15 protein-coding genes are annotated in these 18235 nt (G+C 73.2%); 5 read left to right on the top strand and 10 right to left on the bottom strand.

Annotation, left to right across the window (positions count from 1 at the left end; translation table 11 throughout):
- Positions 1 to 126: 126 nt before the first annotated feature.
- On the top strand, positions 127 to 282 hold the full coding sequence (locus tag ACIGXW_RS30760; protein WP_177338577.1) for a hypothetical protein: 156 nt from the start codon (positions 127 to 129) through the stop codon (positions 280 to 282).
- A gap of 40 nt (positions 283 to 322) precedes the next feature.
- Here ACIGXW_RS30760 and ACIGXW_RS30755 read toward each other — a convergent pair whose 3' ends face one another.
- Positions 323 to 3982: an NACHT domain-containing protein gene (locus ACIGXW_RS30755; protein WP_399576162.1), complete on the bottom strand. Its 3660-nt coding sequence runs from the start codon at positions 3980 to 3982 to the stop codon at positions 323 to 325.
- Here ACIGXW_RS30755 and ACIGXW_RS30750 point away from each other — a divergent pair.
- The gene (locus tag ACIGXW_RS30750) at positions 3981 to 4184 is read left to right on the top strand and encodes a hypothetical protein (protein ID WP_399576161.1); all 204 of its coding nucleotides are present in this window, start codon (positions 3981 to 3983) and stop codon (positions 4182 to 4184) included. The genes ACIGXW_RS30755 and ACIGXW_RS30750 overlap by 2 nt on opposite strands.
- Positions 4185 to 4214: 30 nt before the next feature.
- On the opposite strand, the gene ACIGXW_RS30745 is transcribed toward ACIGXW_RS30750, so the two are convergent.
- Together ACIGXW_RS30745 and ACIGXW_RS30740 are read right to left on the bottom strand one after the other, a co-directional pair.
- A complete protein-coding gene (locus ACIGXW_RS30745; RefSeq protein WP_399576160.1) occupies positions 4215 to 4745 on the bottom strand; it encodes a hypothetical protein in 531 nt (176 codons plus the stop codon).
- Between the two features lie 28 nt (positions 4746 to 4773).
- Positions 4774 to 6201, bottom strand: coding sequence for a HEAT repeat domain-containing protein (locus tag ACIGXW_RS30740; protein ID WP_399576159.1), 1428 nt, complete (start codon positions 6199 to 6201; stop codon positions 4774 to 4776).
- A 332-nt stretch (positions 6202 to 6533) separates the two neighbouring features.
- On the opposite strand from ACIGXW_RS30740, the gene ACIGXW_RS30735 reads away from it, so the two are divergent.
- The gene (locus ACIGXW_RS30735) at positions 6534 to 8015 is read left to right on the top strand and encodes a PP2C family protein-serine/threonine phosphatase (RefSeq protein WP_399576158.1); all 1482 of its coding nucleotides are present in this window, start codon (positions 6534 to 6536) and stop codon (positions 8013 to 8015) included.
- Positions 8016 to 8081: 66 nt separating this feature from the next.
- Here ACIGXW_RS30735 and ACIGXW_RS30730 read toward each other — a convergent pair whose 3' ends face one another.
- Positions 8082 to 9563 carry a hypothetical protein gene (locus ACIGXW_RS30730; RefSeq protein WP_399576157.1) on the bottom strand — a complete coding sequence of 494 codons (1482 nt, stop codon included), beginning with the start codon at positions 9561 to 9563 and terminating at the stop codon, positions 8082 to 8084.
- 233 nt (positions 9564 to 9796) lie between these two features.
- Here ACIGXW_RS30730 and ACIGXW_RS30725 point away from each other — a divergent pair, with 233 nt between their 5' ends.
- Together ACIGXW_RS30725 and ACIGXW_RS30720 are read left to right on the top strand one after the other, a co-directional pair.
- A complete protein-coding gene (locus ACIGXW_RS30725; RefSeq protein ID WP_071966865.1) occupies positions 9797 to 10903 on the top strand; it encodes an aminoglycoside phosphotransferase family protein in 1107 nt (368 codons plus the stop codon).
- 286 nt (positions 10904 to 11189) lie between these two features.
- Positions 11190 to 13190, top strand: coding sequence for an N-acetylmuramoyl-L-alanine amidase (locus ACIGXW_RS30720; RefSeq protein WP_399576155.1), 2001 nt, complete (start codon positions 11190 to 11192; stop codon positions 13188 to 13190).
- Positions 13191 to 13274: 84 nt separating this feature from the next.
- On the opposite strand, the gene ACIGXW_RS30715 is transcribed toward ACIGXW_RS30720, so the two are convergent.
- From ACIGXW_RS30715 to ACIGXW_RS30690, 6 genes are all read right to left on the bottom strand, one after another.
- Entirely contained in the window at positions 13275 to 13775 is a 501-nt protein-coding gene (locus tag ACIGXW_RS30715) for a hypothetical protein (protein ID WP_071966991.1), read from the bottom strand.
- Between the two features lie 147 nt (positions 13776 to 13922).
- The gene (locus ACIGXW_RS30710) at positions 13923 to 14162 is read right to left on the bottom strand and encodes a DUF397 domain-containing protein (protein ID WP_071966867.1); all 240 of its coding nucleotides are present in this window, start codon (positions 14160 to 14162) and stop codon (positions 13923 to 13925) included.
- 75 nt (positions 14163 to 14237) lie between these two features.
- The gene (locus ACIGXW_RS30705; RefSeq protein ID WP_399576154.1) at positions 14238 to 15413 is read right to left on the bottom strand and encodes a thiolase domain-containing protein; all 1176 of its coding nucleotides are present in this window, start codon (positions 15411 to 15413) and stop codon (positions 14238 to 14240) included.
- Positions 15410 to 16438 (bottom strand): lipid-transfer protein, encoded by a 1029-nt coding sequence (locus ACIGXW_RS30700; protein ID WP_399576153.1) that lies wholly within the window; start codon positions 16436 to 16438, stop codon positions 15410 to 15412. The genes ACIGXW_RS30705 and ACIGXW_RS30700 overlap by 4 nt, the downstream gene beginning before the upstream one ends.
- Complete coding sequence (locus tag ACIGXW_RS30695; RefSeq protein ID WP_399576152.1) at positions 16435 to 17379, bottom strand: Zn-ribbon domain-containing OB-fold protein; 945 nt, start codon at positions 17377 to 17379, stop codon at positions 16435 to 16437. The genes ACIGXW_RS30700 and ACIGXW_RS30695 overlap by 4 nt, the downstream gene beginning before the upstream one ends.
- A 47-nt stretch (positions 17380 to 17426) precedes the next feature.
- The gene (locus tag ACIGXW_RS30690) at positions 17427 to 18227 is read right to left on the bottom strand and encodes a crotonase/enoyl-CoA hydratase family protein (protein ID WP_071966871.1); all 801 of its coding nucleotides are present in this window, start codon (positions 18225 to 18227) and stop codon (positions 17427 to 17429) included.
- Positions 18228 to 18235 lie beyond the last annotated feature (8 nt).

The raw sequence follows: 18235 nt of genomic DNA, 5'->3' as shown, positions 1-18235 counted from the left end.
CACATCAGCGTCCTCTTTTCGCTGCCGGACAGTCAAGGAAAATACCCACTGGATTCCGGCCAGTAGTGGTCCGGCCGGCATGCGGCTCGGCGGGCGGGAGCGCGCGGAGCGGGTGAAGGTGGACGCATGACAGGACAGACGAACGGCACCTCACCCCTGCCCGACCCGGCACCGCCGCCGTTTCCGGACCCCGAGCCGGTCCCGCGGCCCGAGCCGCCGGAGCCCGGCCCCAGGCCGCTGCCGAAGCCGTCCCCGAGCCCCGCTCCGGACACGGCGGACTGAAGCCTTCCGCCCTCGGCGCCGCTCCCCCGCCCCGTCACAGTCACCGGGAGGAGTCGGAAGCACCGGGCGTGATGTCCCGCGCCCGGTCACCCATCTGGTCCCAGAAGCGGCGCAGGCCGGCCACCGGCACCTTGCGTTGCCAGGGTGCCTCGCGGCGGAAGCGCAGGAAGAGCCAGTCACGCGGGCGCCAGGTGCGCAGCAGGTCGCCCTGGTGGAGGCAGAAGACCTCGCTGAACTCCAGACGCAGGTTCTCCGCCTTGGCGGGGTAGGGGCACATCTTCATGCGGCACTTGTCCGTGCAGTTGGACCCGGGCTGCGCGGTGCGTTCGACGGCGCGGACGGGATCGAGCCGGGCACGGTCGCAGCTGAGGCAGGAGGGAAGCCGGGTGTTTCCGGGGCAGTTGCGGTCGAGCAGATGGAAGAGGTCCTTGGGGCGGTAGCCCCGTTCGCCGAGGATGGCGAGCAGGAGGACGTCCGCCAGGAGCTGCTGGGCGATGGGGTCGAGCGTGCTCCAGCCGGTGGACGGTGGGATCCAGAGGTTGTGGGCGCGCTGTTCACCGGGCGGACCGACCTCGGTGCCGACCTCGGAGGCGACGCCGGCCTCGTCGATCCACAGGAACCGCTCGGGGCGCCGGGTCTGCAGGGCGCGTACGGCCAGTTCACCGGCGGCCTTGACGAGCGGGTGCTCCTCCTGGCCCTCGGGCAGTGCCAGCCACTCACGGACCATGGCCCGGGGGTCGGCGCCCTGGCCGCGGATGGGCTGGGCCTCGGTGACGTCGTCGGGCAGGGCCCAGAGCGTCAGCGCGTGCAGGAGCGTCAGGCGCGTGTACCAGAAGGTGCTGCGCCGCAGCATGTCCTGGGCCTGTTTGACGAGGAACTGGCGGGCCTCGCGGTCGGCCCGCGGATCCGGCCGTTGGTTGGCGGCGTACTTGAAGCCCTGCGCCAGCGTCACGCCGAGGGCGAAGTGGGTGCCGGGGACGGCACCGTCCGGGGAGGAGGGCGTGCCGGTCGCCTCGGCCACCCACTTCTCCAGGTCGTCGCGGGGACTGCCGAGGTGCCGGGCCATCAGGGCCGAGCCGACGAGCATGGGCAGCACCCAGGCGCACAGGGTGGTGCGGTACCAGCTCTGCTTCTCCTTCAGTGCCTCGTTCTCGGCGTAGAGCTGTTCGAACCGCTGCCGCCTTCTGGTCAGCACCCGCAGCACGGCCCGCTGGTCCCTGTCCGCCCGGTCCGCCATCGGGGTCAGCTGCTCCATGTACGCCTCGGGGTCCTCGGGCGGCTTATCCGGACGGTCGGTGCTCACCTCGAACTCGGAGTCGTGCAGGCTCGGGTAGACCTTCAGCGCTGTGTACGCCTTCTCTGCTCCGGCGCCTATCTCCTGCGCGATCGCCGCCCGCACCCGGTAGTCGGGTTCCTCGCTGCCGATCTCGAACAGCGTCCCGTACGCCGGCCGGCCGGTGGGGGTGACGGCCACCCGCCGCGCCGCCGCGCCGCACTGGCGTACGAGCGTCAGTTTCGCCTCCCGGAGCACCTCGGGGTCCTCGCCCCATCCGAATGTCGCCCAGTGTCCCTTGATCTCGCGGAGGATCTCGTCCTGCGCCGGTGCGGCGTCCACGCTGTCGATCTCCACGGCGGTCCCGAAGATGTGCAGGGCCCTCAGGCGCGCACTGCCGCGGGCGTCGTGGTCCCGGGGGGTGTCGCCGGCCGGCTCGTGCCCCTTGCTCAGTTCCTGGGTCCGGTCCGCGTCCCGCATCAGGTTCCCGGCCTCGGCCCGCAGGAAGTCGCGGACCGCGGAGACCGAACAGCGGGTACAGGCCGACTGTCCGTCGTACCGCCACCGGCTGTCCAGGCAACGGGAGTACAGGGTGAGGGCGACGAGCAGCTCACGGCCGCCGCTGCGCAGCACCTCGGAGAACTGCTCGACCGTGAACGGCTCCGACGACCGCGGAGCGCTCAGGTCCAGACCGCTGGCCGGTGACTGCCGCACGGGGTTGTCGAGCATCCTGCCCAGGAAGCGGGAGCCGAGGTAGGCCTGCATGACGCTGTGCTGGAAGCGGGCCTTCCGGCCATACTCGTGGACCAGTCCCATGCGCGCTCCCCATGTCGCGGCGAGCCGCAGGTCGACCTTGGGGCCCTCCAGCCGCAGCGTGCCGGTGGTGGCGGACGGCCCGTTCCCGCCGGCGGGACCCGACTGGTGCCGCAGGGCGTCCAGGGGCAGTCGCAGGGCGCCCATGTGCCAGTCCAGCTCCTGGGCGACGCGTTTGTTCCACTCGCGAACGACCGGCCGCGCCGCCCGCTCGCCGCCCGCACGGTCCGGGACGCCGCCGATGCGGGGATCGAGCTCCCAGAGGCCGACCTCCGCCCGGTCCGCCGCCAGACCGACGCACGCGAGGGCGGACATGTGGCAGACCACCGCCGCCCTGGTGTCCCGGTCGATGGGCAGCTCGGGGTGGACGTCACCGTCGATGAGCGCGTCGGTCCACCGCTCGAGGAGGTCGGCCCGCAGCTCCCAGGTGTCGTGCAGCATCGGATCGGTGGTCCCGCCCTCCGTCCACAGCGACTCCAGGAGGTCCTGGCCGTGCAGGTCCCTGGCGATCTGAAGATAGATGGGGGACTCCGACATCCTGGCGACCTCCACCACACGGTCCAGGAGCATGAGGTCCGAGCGCCAGCTTCCGCTGCGGGCGATGTACTGCAGGGCCGCCTCGGCACTCAGCGGTTCGAGCTCCGTGATGGCCGCCTGCATCGCGCGCAGCGGGTCGTGCGGCCGGGAGGCGATGACCAGGGGAACCCCTTCCTCGCCCGCCTGGCGGATGGCTTTGCGGATGAGGTTGTCGCGCTGACCGCTGGCGTGGTCCTGGCTGAGGGCCTCCTCGAGGCCGTCGGCGAGGACCACGATCCGGTCGGCCCGCTGGCGCAGCCATCGCCAGATCTTGTCGACCTCGCCGTCGGACCGGACCACGGGCTGGACGATCTCGGTGAACCGGGCGCGCGCCAGTTCGCAGAAGTCCAGCTTGTCGCCCTGCGCGTCGCGCAGCCGTACGGGGATGGGTACGGCCCCCTTGGCGGCGAGTTTCTCCGCGAGCCGCACGAGCAGCGCCGTCTTGCCTGTGCCGACGCTGCCGACGACGATGTGGGGGCGCCGGGCTTTTCTGTCCCGCAGGTTGTTCATGATGGCGTTGCACAGCTGGTCGCGCCCGACGACCTCGTCCATGAGGCTGCCCGCCGTCTGCACGAAGGCGCTCGCGTCGGTCCTCGCCAGGTGTGTGCAGAACCTGCGGACCCGGCCGAGCCGCCAGGCCAGGAAGAGCACGCTCGAGACGGCCAGCAGGAGCACCGGCATCAGCACGCCGTTGGCCGCTCCGCACGAGGTACCGACGTCCTTGCAGCCCTCGTCGGGGTCGAAGTCCCACCAGTGCACGGGCCTCCCGTAGAACAGCGCGACCACCAGGCCCCTGATCCCCCACACCGCCAGGGCGAACGCCAGCACGCTGGAGGCGACGATCCCCAGCGTCGTCCAGCCCGGGTTCCGCCACCGCCGCGCGTGGGTGATCCCCCGGTGCAGCAGCCACCAGGCCCGCGCACGTCTGATCCCGGCACCGAAGGGGAGGCGCAGCCGTGCCGTCGTCTCCCGGAAGAAGCCGCCCTCCGGCGGACCGGTGACAATTCTGATCTTGGGCGGATGGAAGTCGTTCGCCATGCTGCCACCAGCTCCCGACGCCGTCGGGTTGTGGAACGGCCCGTACACCACGGCCGCGAACGGACGATCCCCCTCATTCCACAGCTACCAGCCCTCTTCCGGCCCCGCCACTGGGCGGCGGTCTTCGTCCGAGGGCCGTTCCCGGGCCGTCGAGCAGCGGCAGCTCGCCGGCGGCACGCTCATCGGCATGTACCGGCGCTAGCCGTGCCTCCCGTGGGCGGGAGCGCTCGCGTCAGACGACCGTCTGATCGCCGTCGGGCACGTCCTGGACCGTCACCCGTGCCTGCCGCGGCAGACCCAGGCCCGCGGCCACCGCCCGCGCCAGGCCCTCGGGGTCGGGGCGCGTGGGGTAGGGGACGGCCTCCCCTTCGGCGTAGCTCTCGATGGCCTTGGTGAAGTAGCCGGGGTGCCAGGCGCCCACGGCGCCCCGGATCTCGACGGCGGTGACGCGGCGGGCTCCGGCCCGGCGCGCGGCGGCGGCGAGGATCTCGTCCGACCGCAGTTCGCCCGGCACTTTGAACAAGCTGGCGTGGGCGCCGACCTTGGCGCCGTCGCACAGCCGGAGGGTGACGGTCAGACAGCTGGTCACGCTGGGGTAGAGGATCGCGCCGCCCGGCCCGGCCTCCCCCACCTGCCCTTCGGTGATGCGGACGGGGCCGGCGGAGGCGGCGGAGGCCGCGGCGGCGGCAGCGGGCTGGACCGCGAAGGCGGCAGCGGCGACGAGCAGGGCCCGGCGGGAGGTTGAGGCGATGGGTATGGACATGCGCCCCACCCTCTCACCGTCCACCGCGTCAGAGTGCCGGCGCGTCCGGTTCGAAGCGGCTGCGGACCGCGGTCTGTACCTCGGCCTCCTCGGCCGGATCGGCGGCCAGCCGGCGCAGCTGCTCGACGACGCGGGCGTCGGCGGTGGTCGCGTGGTGCGCGGCCAGCTCCCGGGTGGACTCCTCGCAGTCCCACAGGCATTCGACGGCGAACCCGGTGGCGAACGAGGGGTCCGTCGCGGCGAGGGCGCGCGCGGCGCGGCCACGCAGGTGGGAAGAGGACGTCTCGCGGTAGACATGGCGCAGGACGGGCGCCGCGCAGGTGATCGCCAGGCGGCCGGCGCCGTCGACCAGGTCCCACAGCACGGGGGCGTCGCAGCCCTCGCCGCGCACCGTCCGGCGCAGGGCGCCCAGGACGAGCGCCGCGTCGTACTGGGCGCCCCGGCAGGCGAGCATCCCGGCCGCGGCGGCGCCCAGGGCGTCGGCGCGGTGGATCCAGGCGCGGGCGCGCTCGAGGGCGGCCGTGCTGCGCATCCGTTCGAAGGCGGTGACGGCGGCCTCCGCGACCAGGTCGCCGGGGTCGTCGGCGGCGGCCTCGATGAGGTCGAGGGCCTGCGGGTCGTGGTGCTCGGCGAGGTAGCGCAGGGCGGTGGCCCGCGCGGCCTCCGGGCCGAAGGCGGCCGCCTCGATGATCTCCACGCGGTCCTCGGGGCCCGCGACCGCGGTGAGGCAGCGGGTGGCGGGCACGTGCCGGAGCTGGGTGGGGTACTGGGCGAGGCCCTCCTGGGCCCAGTCCAGGACCTCGCGCACGCTCCAGCCCGGCCGGGGGCCGGAGGGGCGCATCTGGCGCTGCCAGCGGTCGAAGGAGCCCTGCTCCTGGGCGGCGCGCACCCTGGCGGCGGTCACGGGGGCGCGCCGGTCCTCGGCCCACAGCCTCCAGGGCCGCGGCTCGAAGGCGTCGCGCACGGCCGCGGCGAGCGCGGATTCACCCTCAGGAGTGTGCGGGAACCTCGCCAGGACCGGGGCGGCGAGGGCCGTGAGGCCGGCGTCCTCGTCGCGCAGGGCCAGCTCGTCGAGGGCCCAGGCCCAGTTGCCGCCGGTGCCGGCGTAGCGGCGCAGCAGCAGGAGGGCGTCGTCGCGCCCGTAGGAGGCGAGGTGACCGAGGACGGCGAGGGCCAGGCCCGTGCGCTCCTCGGCGGTGTCGAGCAGGTCGTCCGGGTGGAAGAGGTGCTGTTCGATCTCGCCGAGTCCGCCGTCGAGGTCCAGGAACAGGCGCGCGTAGTAAAGGGAGCGGTTCTCCACCTGCCAGTCGCGCCGGGGGTCGTGCAGCACGCAGTGGTTCAGTGCCGCGAGCGCCTCGGCGCGCGGCGCCGCGAGGGCATGCAGGGTCCCGTCGCCGCGGCCTCGCTGGAGGAGGCCGAGCAGGGTGCCGCTGGGCGCTATGTCTGGATCGAACATGGGGTCAGCATCCGGTGCGGGGAGTCGGCTGGCAACGGGATTTCCGTCGTCCGGCATTCTTGCCGGTGTCCACCTGCGCTATGCCTGGTGAACTGTGGAAACTCGGGTTCTCCCTAGCGCCCGCAGCCTACCCGGAGCAGAGTATTCCGCCGAGCGGTGTCTGATTTGTCGCACTGTAGCCCGTGGCATATGCCGCGAGCACCACCGTATCGGGTATTGCAAAATCCCTTACGGGCCCTCGCTCACTGTGCAAGAGTCGTTACCGCAGTCCTACCCCGGCCGTTCCAGCGGACCCCGGATCCGGCCGCGCCCCGCCTGTATCGGAGTACGTGATGCCGTCCCCACTGTCCGCGGACCGTTCCGCCGCACAGCCGCCCGAGGGCGATCAGGTCGACGCCCTCATCTCGCAGGCCCGGCGGCTCAGAGGCGGCATCGACGCCGTGCGCCGCGAGGCGGCGGCGGACGCGGAGCGCTCGGACGACCCCGCGCTGCGCTGGCAGCGCGCCCTGTGCGAGCTCGCCGCCCACCACGTCGACAATCTCGGCGAGCACCTGGGGCAGCTGCGCGAGGGGCTGGACGGACAGCCCCTGCCGCAGGCAACCGCGACCGCCACCCTGACCGCCGGGCCGCAGACGGCGGCCCCGGACGGGGCCGGGCAGGCGGGGCCGGGAGCCCCGGCAGGCCGGGTGGGCAGCGCGGAGTGGAATTTCCTGTCCGACGAGGCGACCTGGTCCGAGGAGCTCTTCCTGCTCTTCGGAAGGCGGCCCGAGGACGGCCCGCTGACCCTCGACGAGCTCCCCTCCTGGCTACTGGAGGAGGACCGGCACGTCCTGACCGCCATGGTCACCGACTGCCTGGTGGACGGAAGGCCGATCGACGGCGAGTTCCGCATCGTGCGCGGCGACGGCGCCGTGCGCACGGTGCACATGATGGGCGAGCCGGTGCTGGACTCCGACGGCTGCACAGCCTCGATGTGGGCCGTGCTCCGGGATGTCAGCGCACTGCGGCGCTGCCGGCAGGAGGTGCACGAGACCCGTGACTCGGCGCACCGGCTGCGGCAGATCGCGCAGACGGAGCACCGGCTTGCGGTCGAGCTGCAGGAAGCCGTGCTGCCACCGTGGCGCGGCTCCCTGCGGTTCCCGCCCGCCGGCCCGGCCGCACCCGCCGCCCAGGGCTTCGGCGGCGTCCTCGACCTCGCCGGGCACTACCTCCCCTCCTCGACCAGCGGCCTCGTCGGCGGCGACTGGTTCGACGCCATGGAGCTGCCCGGCGGCCGGACGCTGCTGACCGTCGGCGGCCTCACCGGGCACGGAGTGACCGCCACCTCCACCATGGCCATGCTGCTGGGCGCGGTCCGCGGCATGGCCGTCTCGGGGGCCGATCCGGGACCGCTGATGGGCTGGCTGAACCACCTCCTCGACGCCGCCGCGCAGCCCGCCCTGGGCAGCGCGGTCTGCTGCCGTTACGACCCCGCCACCGGCGAGCTCCTGTGGGCCCAGGCCGCCCACCCCGCCCCGGTGCTGTTCCGCGACGGGGCGGCGGCCTCTCTGCGCCCCCCGGAGGGCGTGCTGCTCGGCGCCGTCACCGATGCCACCTACGCACAGGCCGAGGAACGACTGCGCCCCGGTGACGTGCTCGTCCTCCACACCGAGGGGCTGGCCCCCCGGTCCGCCCTGGAGCGGCTGCCCGGGCTCGCGCCGCGCTTCGCCGCGGCGTCGGGTGCCCAGGAGTGCCTGAGGGTGGTGCTGGAGGAGTTCGGTGACAAGGACCGCGAGGACGACGCGTGCGTGCTGGTCGCCCGCATCGGTTCGTAGCGCCGGGACCGTAGCCCGGGGCTCCTCGGGCACGCGTGCCCGTCGGGTCCCGTGGTGCGGGGCGGGTCACGCAGGGGCGGCCTTGCCCTTGGCCGGTCCCTTGGGCAGCGCGCGCTGGATCTCCTCCCGCAGATTCTCGATCTTGGGATAGCCCGCGTACGTGCTGCTCAGCCGGTACATCTCGCGCAGGCGGTCCCAGGTGCGGTGCGAGGAGGTCTCGCCGATCGTGCTCAGCGCCATCCGGGCGAAGGTGTCCGCCTGGTCCGGATCGTTGCCGAGGAAACAGGCCGACGCCATGGAGATGTAGTCGAGGATCATCGACCGCTGGCGCTGGCCGCCCCTCAGCTCCAGCGCCCGCTTGGCGTGCCGCTGCGCGATGGCCGCGGCCGCGGGATCGTGCTCCGCGAGCGTGCGGTAGGACAGCGCCTGCATGCCGTGCAGATCCGCCTCGTCGAACATCTGCATCCAGCACGGCGGCGGCTCGTCGCCCTTGTCGGAGACGAAGAGCTCCTCGGCCTCGCCCAGGGTCCGCCGCATGGCCTGGCCCCGCCCCATGGAGGCCTGCGCCCAGGCCTCGATGGTGTAGAGCATGGCCCGGGTGCGGGGCAGGGCCTGCTCGCCGGCGCCCGACTTGGCGAGCTTCATCAGGTCCAGCGCGTCGTCGGGGCGGCCCAGGTGGACCATCTGGCGGGCGGCCCTCGACAGAGCCTCCCCCGCACGGGGCCGGTCGCCGCCCTCACGGGCCGCGTGCGCGGCGATCACGAAGTACTTCTGCGCCGTCGGCTCCAGCCCCACGTCGTGGGACATCCATCCCGCGAGCACCGCGAGATTGGCGGCCACCCCCCACAGCCTGCGCTGCAGGTGCTCGGGATGGCGGTAGGAGAGCATGCCCCCCACCTCGTTGAGCTGGCCGACGACGGCCTTGCGCTGCAGCCCGCCGCCCCGGGAGGCGTCCCAGAGGCGGAAGACTTCGACCGAGCGCTCCAGGGCGTCGATCTCGAGGGAGCCCACGGGGGCCGCTTCGTAGCGGTCGAATCCGGCGGGGTCGGCATGGGCGGTGCCCAGGGGGTCGTCGAAGCGGGGAGCGTCGGAGGCGAGGACCGGATCGGAGTGCAGCCAGTCGTGCATCGCCCCGGTGATTGCTGATCCTGCGGCGAGCGCGGCGCCCGCGCCCACCAAGCCGCGTCGGTTGAGCATGAGGTCCATTCCCGTGAATTCGGTGAGGACCGCGGCGGTCCGCTCGGGTGGCCACGGCAGCCCGTCCTGCGACTGCCCCTTGCCGGCCCGCCGTCGCCGGCCGAACCCGAGGTCCTCAATGGTCACGACACGGCCGAGTCGCTCGGTGAAGAGGGCGGCCAGCACCTTGGGCACGGGATCCCGGGGGGATTCCCCCATGTCGATCCACCGCCGTACACGCGAGGTGTCGGTCGCCAGCTGCGGATGGCCCATGGCCGCCGCCTGCCGGTTCACTAGTCTCGCGAGCTCACCCTTGGACCAGCCGGTCAGGCCGAACAGGTCCGCCAGGCGGGCATTGGGTTCCCTCGTCACGTCAAGCCCCCAGGTTCCTCGGCTGACTTGAAGGTACTCGGGCCGTCATGGGCCAAGCGAGTATTCGCCAGGGTTCGCCAGGGTGCGCCACATGGTGTGCCACCCGCGCCCGGGTGTGATGTAGGAACGCGCACCCCCGGCCACCCGGCAGCCCGACCGCATTCCCCAGGGTGTACGGGCCCGGGGACCGGGGAGCGCGGCAATTCGCCGACACGAAGGGATCTGTTCCGCCCATGTATGCAGCATCGACCTCCGTGTCCGCTCCGCCCCGGCCGCTCCGCCCCCAGCAGAGCGGCAGCGGACCGTACCTCGACCCCTCTCACGCCGTGGGGGCCGCGTTCGGGGGCGGACGGGCGCGGAGGGCTCCGGGGCTCGGCGCCCAACCGCTCAGCGGGAGAATCGACTTGTCCGGCCCCCAGGGCGCGCAGCTGCGCACGGTGATCTCGTCGGTGCACCGCATCTGTCCCGAGTTCAACCCCGTCCAGGTCCTGCGACGAGGAGGGCGATCGGTCCTCCTGGTGGGAACGACAGGGCGCAGTACGGTCGTGGCGAAGTGTTTACTGGATCATTCGCCTGCGTGGGCCGAGCGATTCCGGCACGAAATAGCCACATATCGGGCGTTTGTGCGGCATCGCCCCCCGGTCCGGGTGCCCCGGCTGATCGCCGCCGATCCCGACAACTGCACGCTCGTCATCGAGCGGATGCCCGGGCGCCCCGCCGCGGTCCAGCGGCATCCGGTGGACACGCTGCCCCGCGCGGACGTCCGGGCGGCGCTCGGCGCGATCTGCCGGGTCAACCTCTGGCGGCCGCCGGCAGGGATGTTCGACATGCCGCTGGACTACGGCAAGCGGATCGCCCGCTATCACGAGCTCGGCCTGCTCACCGACCGTGACATGGGCGATCTGCAGAAGCTGCTGCACGGTCTGGCGCATGTGCAGGGCCAGTTCTGCCATGGCGACGCACTGCTGTCGAACGTCCTGCTCTCGCCCGCCGGACCGGTGCTGGTCGACTGGGACCACGCCGGCTGGTACCTCCCGGGATACGACCTGGCGACGCTATGGGCCGTCCTCGGCGACGCCCCCGTGGCGCGCCGTCAGATCAGCCAGCTCGCCCAGGCCGCGGGGCCCACGTCCCGCGACGCCTTCCTGGTCAACCTGATGCTGGTGCTCACCCGGGAGATCAGGACCTACGAAACGGCCGTGCAGCGCGCGCTGCAGGAGCCCGCACCGTCCGGCACCACCCCCGAGTCCGGGGAGGAGCAGCGGCTGCTGCTGCGCCGGCTGCACGACGACTGCGCCATGGCCCGCCGGGCCGTACGGGCCGCCGTCGGTACCCGCTGAACCGCACCGACCGACACGTCGTACCGCCGACTTGCGGCGTGTCGGTGCTCGCCCATACGGCCGAGCACCGCTCCGGTGCACCTGTCGACGCCCGCATCGGGAAACGCCCCGACGCGGGCGTTGACGTGTGCAACCCCATCACTCCAGTCTGATGAGCACCACTCCAGCCCGATTGACGGATCGTCTGATCGGCGGTGGCTCTTGGTAAGTTCGGTCGACAGACCTGATCGCGCACCCCTTCGTCGCCAGCGCCCGGCACGGCACGGCCCGTCCTGAGGAGGCCGCATTGCGAGGATCCGCACCGGAGTCACCACGGAACGCACCCCCTGCCGGCCGGCGAAGAAGCCGCCGCGCGCGGGCGACCGGCGCGATCGCATCGGCCGCCCTGCTGCTGCCGCTGATCTCGGCCGCTCCGGCCGCCACCGCCGAGCGCGCCGGCTCCGACACCCTGCAGCGCGAGTTCGCCGCCGCCGCGGCCACGTACCACGTGCCCGGCAATGTGCTGCTGGCCCTGTCCTATCTGGAGTCGCGCTGGGACACCCACGGCGGGGCCCCCAGCGTCACCGGCGGCTACGGCCCCATGCACCTCACCGACGCCGCCACGGCCCTGGCCGCCACCCCGCACCACAGCGAGCCCCGTGAGGACCCCCGGGGCGACCTCGCCCGGCCGCGGGCCACCACGCGGGCCGCCGCCCCCGCGCCCGCGCCCGCCACCCTCCCGGCACGGCTGCGCACCCTGGAGCGGGCGGCCGAGCTGACGGGGCTGTCCCCCAGGAAGCTGCGCGAGAGCACCGCCGCCAACGTCCAGGGCGGCGCCGCCCTCCTCGCCGCCGAGCAGAAACGACTGGGCCTGCCGCTGAGCGGCGACGCCGCCGACTGGTACGGCGCGGTCGCCGGCTACGCCGGCGCCTCCGACACGGCGACGGCCACCACCTTCGCGAACGACGTCTACGACGTGCTGCGCGGCGGTCAGCGGCGCACCACCGACAGCGGCCAGCAGGTCGCCCTGGCTCCGACCCCGGCTCTGGCCCCGCGCACCGGGCAGGTGCGGCGGCTGGGGCTCGCCCCGGCCCGGACCGACGGCGTCGAGTGCCCGGCCTCGGTGGCCTGCGAGTCGATCCCGGCCCCGTACCAGCAACTGGAGGGCAAGGACTACGGCAACCACGACATCGCCGACCGGCCCGCCTCGCAGAAGGTCGACTTCATCGTCATCCATGACACCGAAGGGACATGGGAGACGACGATCAAGCTCATCAAGGACCCGGCGTACGTCTCCTGGAACTACACCATCCGTTCCGGCGACGGGCACATCGCCCAGCACGTCCGCACCAAGGACGTCGCCTGGCACGCGGGCAACTGGTACATCAACTCCAAGTCGGTCGGCATCGAGCACGAGGGCTTCCTGGCCCAGCCCGACGCCTGGTACACGGAGGAGATGTACCGCACCTCCGCCCGGCTGGTGCGGCACCTGGCGCAGAAGCTGGACGTCCCGCTGGACCGGCAGCACATCCTGGGCCACGACAACGTCCCGGGCACGACGCCGGCCACGATCCCGGGCATGCACACCGACCCGGGCCCGTTCTGGGACTGGGCGCACTACTTCGAGCTGATGGGCAAGCCCTTCCGTACGACGGGGAGCCCCTTCAGCGGGATGGTCACCATCGCTCCCGACTACGACGATCACGAGCCGGTCTACACCGGCTGCGTCAAGCCGGGCGAGACGTGCGCGCCGCACGGCTCGGGCGCGGTCCGGCTGCACACCGCGCCCCGCGACGACGCCCCCCTGGTCAAGGACATCGGGCTGAAGCCGGACGGCAGCCCTTCGACGACCGGCGTCAACGACACCGGAGCCCGCGCCTCCACCGGACAGCAGTTCGCCGTCGCGGGCCGGGAGGGCGGCTGGACCGCGATCTGGTACCTGGGACAGCTGGCGTGGTTCCACAACCCGTGGTGGAACCCGACGGCCCTGGATGCGCACGGTCGGATGATCACACCGAAGGAAGGCCTGAACGAGATCCCCGTGTACGGGCGCGCCTACCCGGAGAAGGAGGCCTACCCCGAGGGCGTGCCGGTGCAGGCGGTGACGCCGCTGCCGTACAAGCTCCGCGCCGGGCAGGCGTACGTCCTGGGTGCGACGTCGCCGGGCGAATATCTGTGGGCGGCCACGTTCGAGCCCGCGGGCCACAGGGTGGTCCGGGGCAAGGAGGTCTACTACGAGATCCAGTTCGGGCACCGGGTGGCCTTCGTGAAGGCCTCGGACGTGACGGTCCGCCCCTCGAACTGGTAGGGGCGCCCGACGGCGGGAGCCCGGCGCGCCGCAGGGCGCGCCGGGCTCCGGCGCCGTCGTGGTCGGTGTGGTGCGGCGGCGGCCCTAGCCGGCCTGGAACATTTCCGCGGGAAGCGGCTTGAGCAGCTGGTAGAGGTCGTCGGTGATCGGCCGGTCCCAGCTGGCGATCGTGACGAGGACGCCGTCGCTGCGGTCGAACTGGGTGCAGGAGATCCGGCTCTCGGAGCACTTCAGCCGCCGCACGATCAGCAGATTGTCCTCGTGCATGACCGGCACGTCCTCGGTCTCCAGCACCTCGACCGGCTCGTCGTTGCCGAGCGCGGCCAGCAGCTGCGCCACCTCGAAGGGCGGCTGCCCCTCGCCGAGGTCCCGGGCCGGGGAGCCCTCGGGGAGGTTGCCGATGATCATCGCGGGGCCGCGTCCGCCGAACAGGTCGTAGCGGAGGAAGACGCCCTGGCAGCTTCCGTCGGGCGCGGGCAGCAGCCCGGCCCCGAGGTCACCCGGCCAGTCACCGGGGTCCATGGCGAGGACGTCGAAGTCCGGCCCGGTGGGGGTGGCGGCGCTGCGGCGGCGGAGGAACGACATGCCCACATCGTACGTGCCCGGCCCCGTGCCGTGCCCGCGGGGAACCCGTGTGGGCGGTGCGTGCCCGGGGTGAACCGGGACCGGGCGGGCAGCGGTCGGGCAGCGGGGCCGGAAGCGGTCCGCGCCGCGGCGTGGGGGGCGTGCCCGCTAGGTGAGGTCGAATTCTCCGTCGCGTGCGCTGAGCACGAAGGCCCGCCACTCCCCCGGGGAGAAGATCACGGCCGGCACGTCGGGGTCGCGCCGGTCCCGCATGGCGATGTAGCCCTCGACGAAGGCGATCTGGACGTTGCCCCGCCTGCCGCGGCTGCTGGCCTGCCACCTGGCGGTGGCGAGGTCGAGCTCCGGCTTCGCGTCGCCTGCCAGTTGTTCGGTCGTGCTGTCCGCCACGTTCGCACTCCTCCCGGCTCGTCGTCGCCGCCCACACTAGCGAGCGAGGCCCCCGCCGCACAGGCCGCGCGGGCCTCAGGCGGTGGGCGGGGCGTCGCCCACCAGCCACATGGAGAAGAACTGCGCGCCGCCGCCGTAGGCGTGCCCCAGCGCCCGGCGTGCGCCGGGTATTTGGTGCTCCCCGGCCATGCCCCGGACCTGCAGGGCGGCCTCGGCGAAGCGCAGCATGCCGGAGGCGCCGATGGGGTTGGTGGACAGGACGCCGCCCGAGGGGTTGACGGGCAGGTCGCCGTCGGCCCCGGTGGCCCCGGACTCGGTGAGCTTCCAGCCCTCGCCCTCGGCGGCGAAGCCGAGGTTCTCCAGCCACATCGGCTCGTACCAGCTGAAGGGCACGTACATCTCGACGGCGTCGATCTCGCGGCGCGGGTCGGTGATGCCGGCCTGCCGGTAGACGTCGGCGGCGCAGTCCCGGCCGGCACGCGGGGAGACGAAGTCCTTGCCGGGGAAGAGCGTGGGTTCGCTGCGCATGGCGCCGCCGTGCAGCCAGGCGGGCGGGTGCGGGGCGCGGGCGGCGCCGGCCCGGTCGGTGAGGACCATGGCGCAGGCCCCGTCCGAGGAGGGACAGGTCTCGGAGTAGCGGACCGGATCCCACAGCATGGGCGAGGAGCGCACCTTCTCCAGGGTGATGTCGTGTTCGTGGAGGTGGGCGTAGGGGTTTTTCAGGGCGTTGCGGCGGTCCTTGAAGGCGACGAGGGTGCCGGTGGTGGCGGGTGCGCCGCTGCGGCGGATGTAGGCCCGTACGTGTGGCGCGAAGAAGCCGCCGGCGCCGGCGAGGAGGGGCTGCTGGAAGGGGACGGGCAGCGAGAGGCCCCACATGGCGTTGGACTCGGACTGCTTCTCGAAGGCGAGGGTCAGCACGGTGCGGTGGACGCGGGCCGCGACGAGGTTCGCGGCGACGAGGGCGGTGGAGCCGCCGACCGAGCCGGCGGTGTGCACGCGCAGCATCGGCTTGCCGACGGCGCCGAGCGCGTCGGCGAGGTAGAGCTCGGGCATCATGACGCCCTCGAAGAAGTCGGGGGCCTTGCCGATGACGACGGCTTCGATGTCGCTCCAGGTCAGTGCGGCGTCGGTGAGGGCGGCCAGGGCCGCCTCGCGGACGAGTCCGGCCAGGGAGACGTCGCGGCGTGCGGCGGCGTGCCGGGTCTGGCCGATGCCGACGACGGCGACGGGTTCCCGGTGAGTGGCGCTCATGCGCCCTCCCCTTCGAGTACGGCGACGAGGTTGTGCTGCAGGCAGGGTCCGGAGGTGGCGTGGGCCAGGGCGCGGTCGGAGGCTCCCCGGTGGATGCGGGCGGCCGCCTCGCCGAGCCGGATGAGGCCGGTGGCCATGACGGGGTCGGCGGCGAGCGCGCCGCCGGAGGGGTTGACGGTGACGGTGTCGTCGAGGCGCAGGGCCCTGCGCAGGACGACTTCCTGTGGGGTGAAGGGGGCGTGGAGTTCGGCGGTGTCGACGGGTGCGTCGAAGGCTCCGGCGTGTTCGGCGGCCAGGCGTGTCGAGGGGGAGTCGGTGAGGTCGCGCAGGCCGGGTGCGTGGGCTTCGATGCGGTGGTCGATGCCGCGGATCCAGGCAGGCCGGTCGCACATGCGGCGGGCGGTGCCGGCGGCGGCCAGGACCACGGCGGCGGCGCCGTCGGTGACGGTGGAGCAGTCGCGCACGCGCAGCGGCTGTACGGCGTAGGCGTCCGGGGCGGGCGATCGTTCTCCGGCGGCCGGGCGCCGGCGGGCGGCGAGGCCGGCGAGGTGGGCCTCGTCCGTGTGGCCGGCGTCGATGAGGGCCCGGGCCTGGAGGGCGGCCAGGGAGACGGAGTCGGGCCACAGGGGTGCGAGGTAGTAGGGGTCGAGCTGGCGGGTGAGGACGTCCGGCAGGGCGCCGGAGGTAGGTTTGGCGTGGGCGTAGACGAGGGCGGTGTCGGCCTGGCCGGTGAGGATGTTCACCCAGGCCTCGTACAGGGCCCAGGCTCCGTCCGTTTCGACGTGGGACTCGGAGACGGGCGGCCAGGCTCCCACGCCGTCGAGGGCGAGGGTGAAGGAGAAGGGGCGGCCGGCGAGGTAGTCGCTCGATCCGGAGCAGGTGAAGTCCGCCTCGCCGGGGGCGAGTCCGGCCTGGCCGAGGGCCTCGTGCAGGACCGGCAGCAGCATCTCGGTCTCGGAGAGTCCGGCCGTGCAGTGGTGCTCGCTGTGCGCGAAGGCGACGATCGCGACGTCCCGGTGCGTCACGGCGACTCCTTGTAGCTGTCGTAGGCGGCGTCGGGTTCGCCGGTGGGGCGGTAGTGGTCGGGGTAGCGGTCGCCTTCCTTCCATACGGGTTCCACGCGCAGTCCCATGCGCACCTGGTCGCAGGGGATGCCGGCGATGCGTCCGTGGAGGGCGAGGTCGGCGCCGTCGAGGGCGATGTGGGCGTAGACGTAGGGCACGTCGATGTGTGCGTCCTTGGCCTTGATGTTGACGACGCAGAAGGTGGTGACCGTGCCGCGGGGGCCGACCTCGACCTGTTCGGTGGTGGCGACGCCGCAGGTGGGGCAGGCGCCGCGGGGCGGTACGCAGACCTTGCGGCAGGAGGGGCAGCGCTCGCCGAGGGTCCGGTGCCGGGCGAGGGCGTTCAGGTGGCGGCTCTGGGCGCGGCCGGGGGTGTAGGTGTAGTCGAGGCGGGCGGGGGTCGTGATGCCGGTGACGGGTTCGGGGAACTTTCCGCTGTGGGCGCGGGCGTGGCCGGCGGCGGCGGTTGCGCAGGGTTCGAAGCAGGCGATGTCGGTGATCGCTCCTTCGCGCCGGGCGGCCCAGCGGATGCGGACCCGCATGCCGGTGCGGACGGCCTCGGGGCCGTCCGCGTCCAGGGCGTGCAGCAGGGCGGTGTCGGCGCCGTCGAGCCGTACCAGTGCCCAGGCGAAGGGGTGCGGCAGGGGCTGGCGGGGGCGGGGTGAGCCGTTCCAGGCCCAGGTGGTGACCGTGCCGGTGGTGGCGACCTCGACGAGGTCGCGGATCTCCTCGGCGGTGACCGGGTCGTATTCGACGGGCGGTACGAGCACCCGGCCGTCGCGGGTGCGGACGCCCAGCACGGTGCGTTCGCGCAGGCCGGTGAGGAAGGCGCTCTGCACGGGGCCGAGGGAGCGGGTGAAGGGGAAGGAGACGACGAGGGGTGCGGTGAGGTTCTCCGGCATCGGCGTGCGTCCTCATCTCTCGGTCGCTTGGCTCGGGTCGCCGGCGCTCAGGCGCGTCGGTAGACGGGGGGCCGCTTCTCGGCGAAGGCGCGGGCGCCCTCCTTCGCGTCGTCGGTGTCGAAGACGGGCCGGCCGCGTTCGAGTTCGAGTGCGAGGGCCTCGGTTTCGCTCAGGCCCGCGGTGTCGTGGACGCTGGCCTTGACGGCTTCGACGGCGAGGGGGCCGTTGGCGTTGACGAGCGCGGCCGTCTCCAGGGCGGCCTCCAGGGCGGTGCCGTCCGGGACGACGCGCCCGATCAGTCCGATGCGCTCGGCTTCGGCGGCGGTGTACGGGCGCCCGGTGAGCAGCATCTCCAGGGCGTGGGTGCGGGGGATCTGCCGGGGCAGGCGGACCGTGGAGCCGCCGATGGGGAAGAGGCCGCGCCGTACTTCGAAGAGGCCGAAGGTGGCGCCGCGGCCGGCGATGCGGATGTCGGTGCCCTGGAGGATCTCGGTGCCGCCGGCCACGCAGGGGCCCTCGACGGCGGCGATGACGGGCTTGCGCGGCCGGTAGTGGCGGAGCATGGCCTTCCAGTGCAGGTCGGGGTCGGCCCGGAACCGCTCGCGCACGGGGTCGTCGTCCGGTGTGCGCGCGGCCAGTGCCTTGAGGTCCATGCCGGAGCAGAACGCGCCGCCCGCGCCGGTCAGGACGACCGAGCGGATGGTGTCGTCGGCGTCCGCCCGCAGCCAGCCGTCGTGGAGGGCGGCCAGCATCGGCAGCGACAGCGCGTTCTTCGCCTCGGGCCGGTCGAGGGTGAGTACGAGCGTGGCGCCGGCGCGCTCCACGGTGAGGTGTTCGGTACCGCCCATGGCAGTCC

Origin of the sequence: Streptomyces sp. NPDC053079 (assembly GCF_044546695.1) — a bacterium.
GTDB lineage: Bacteria > Actinomycetota > Actinomycetes > Streptomycetales > Streptomycetaceae > Streptomyces.
This window is presented reverse-complemented; position numbering and strand designations above follow the sequence as displayed.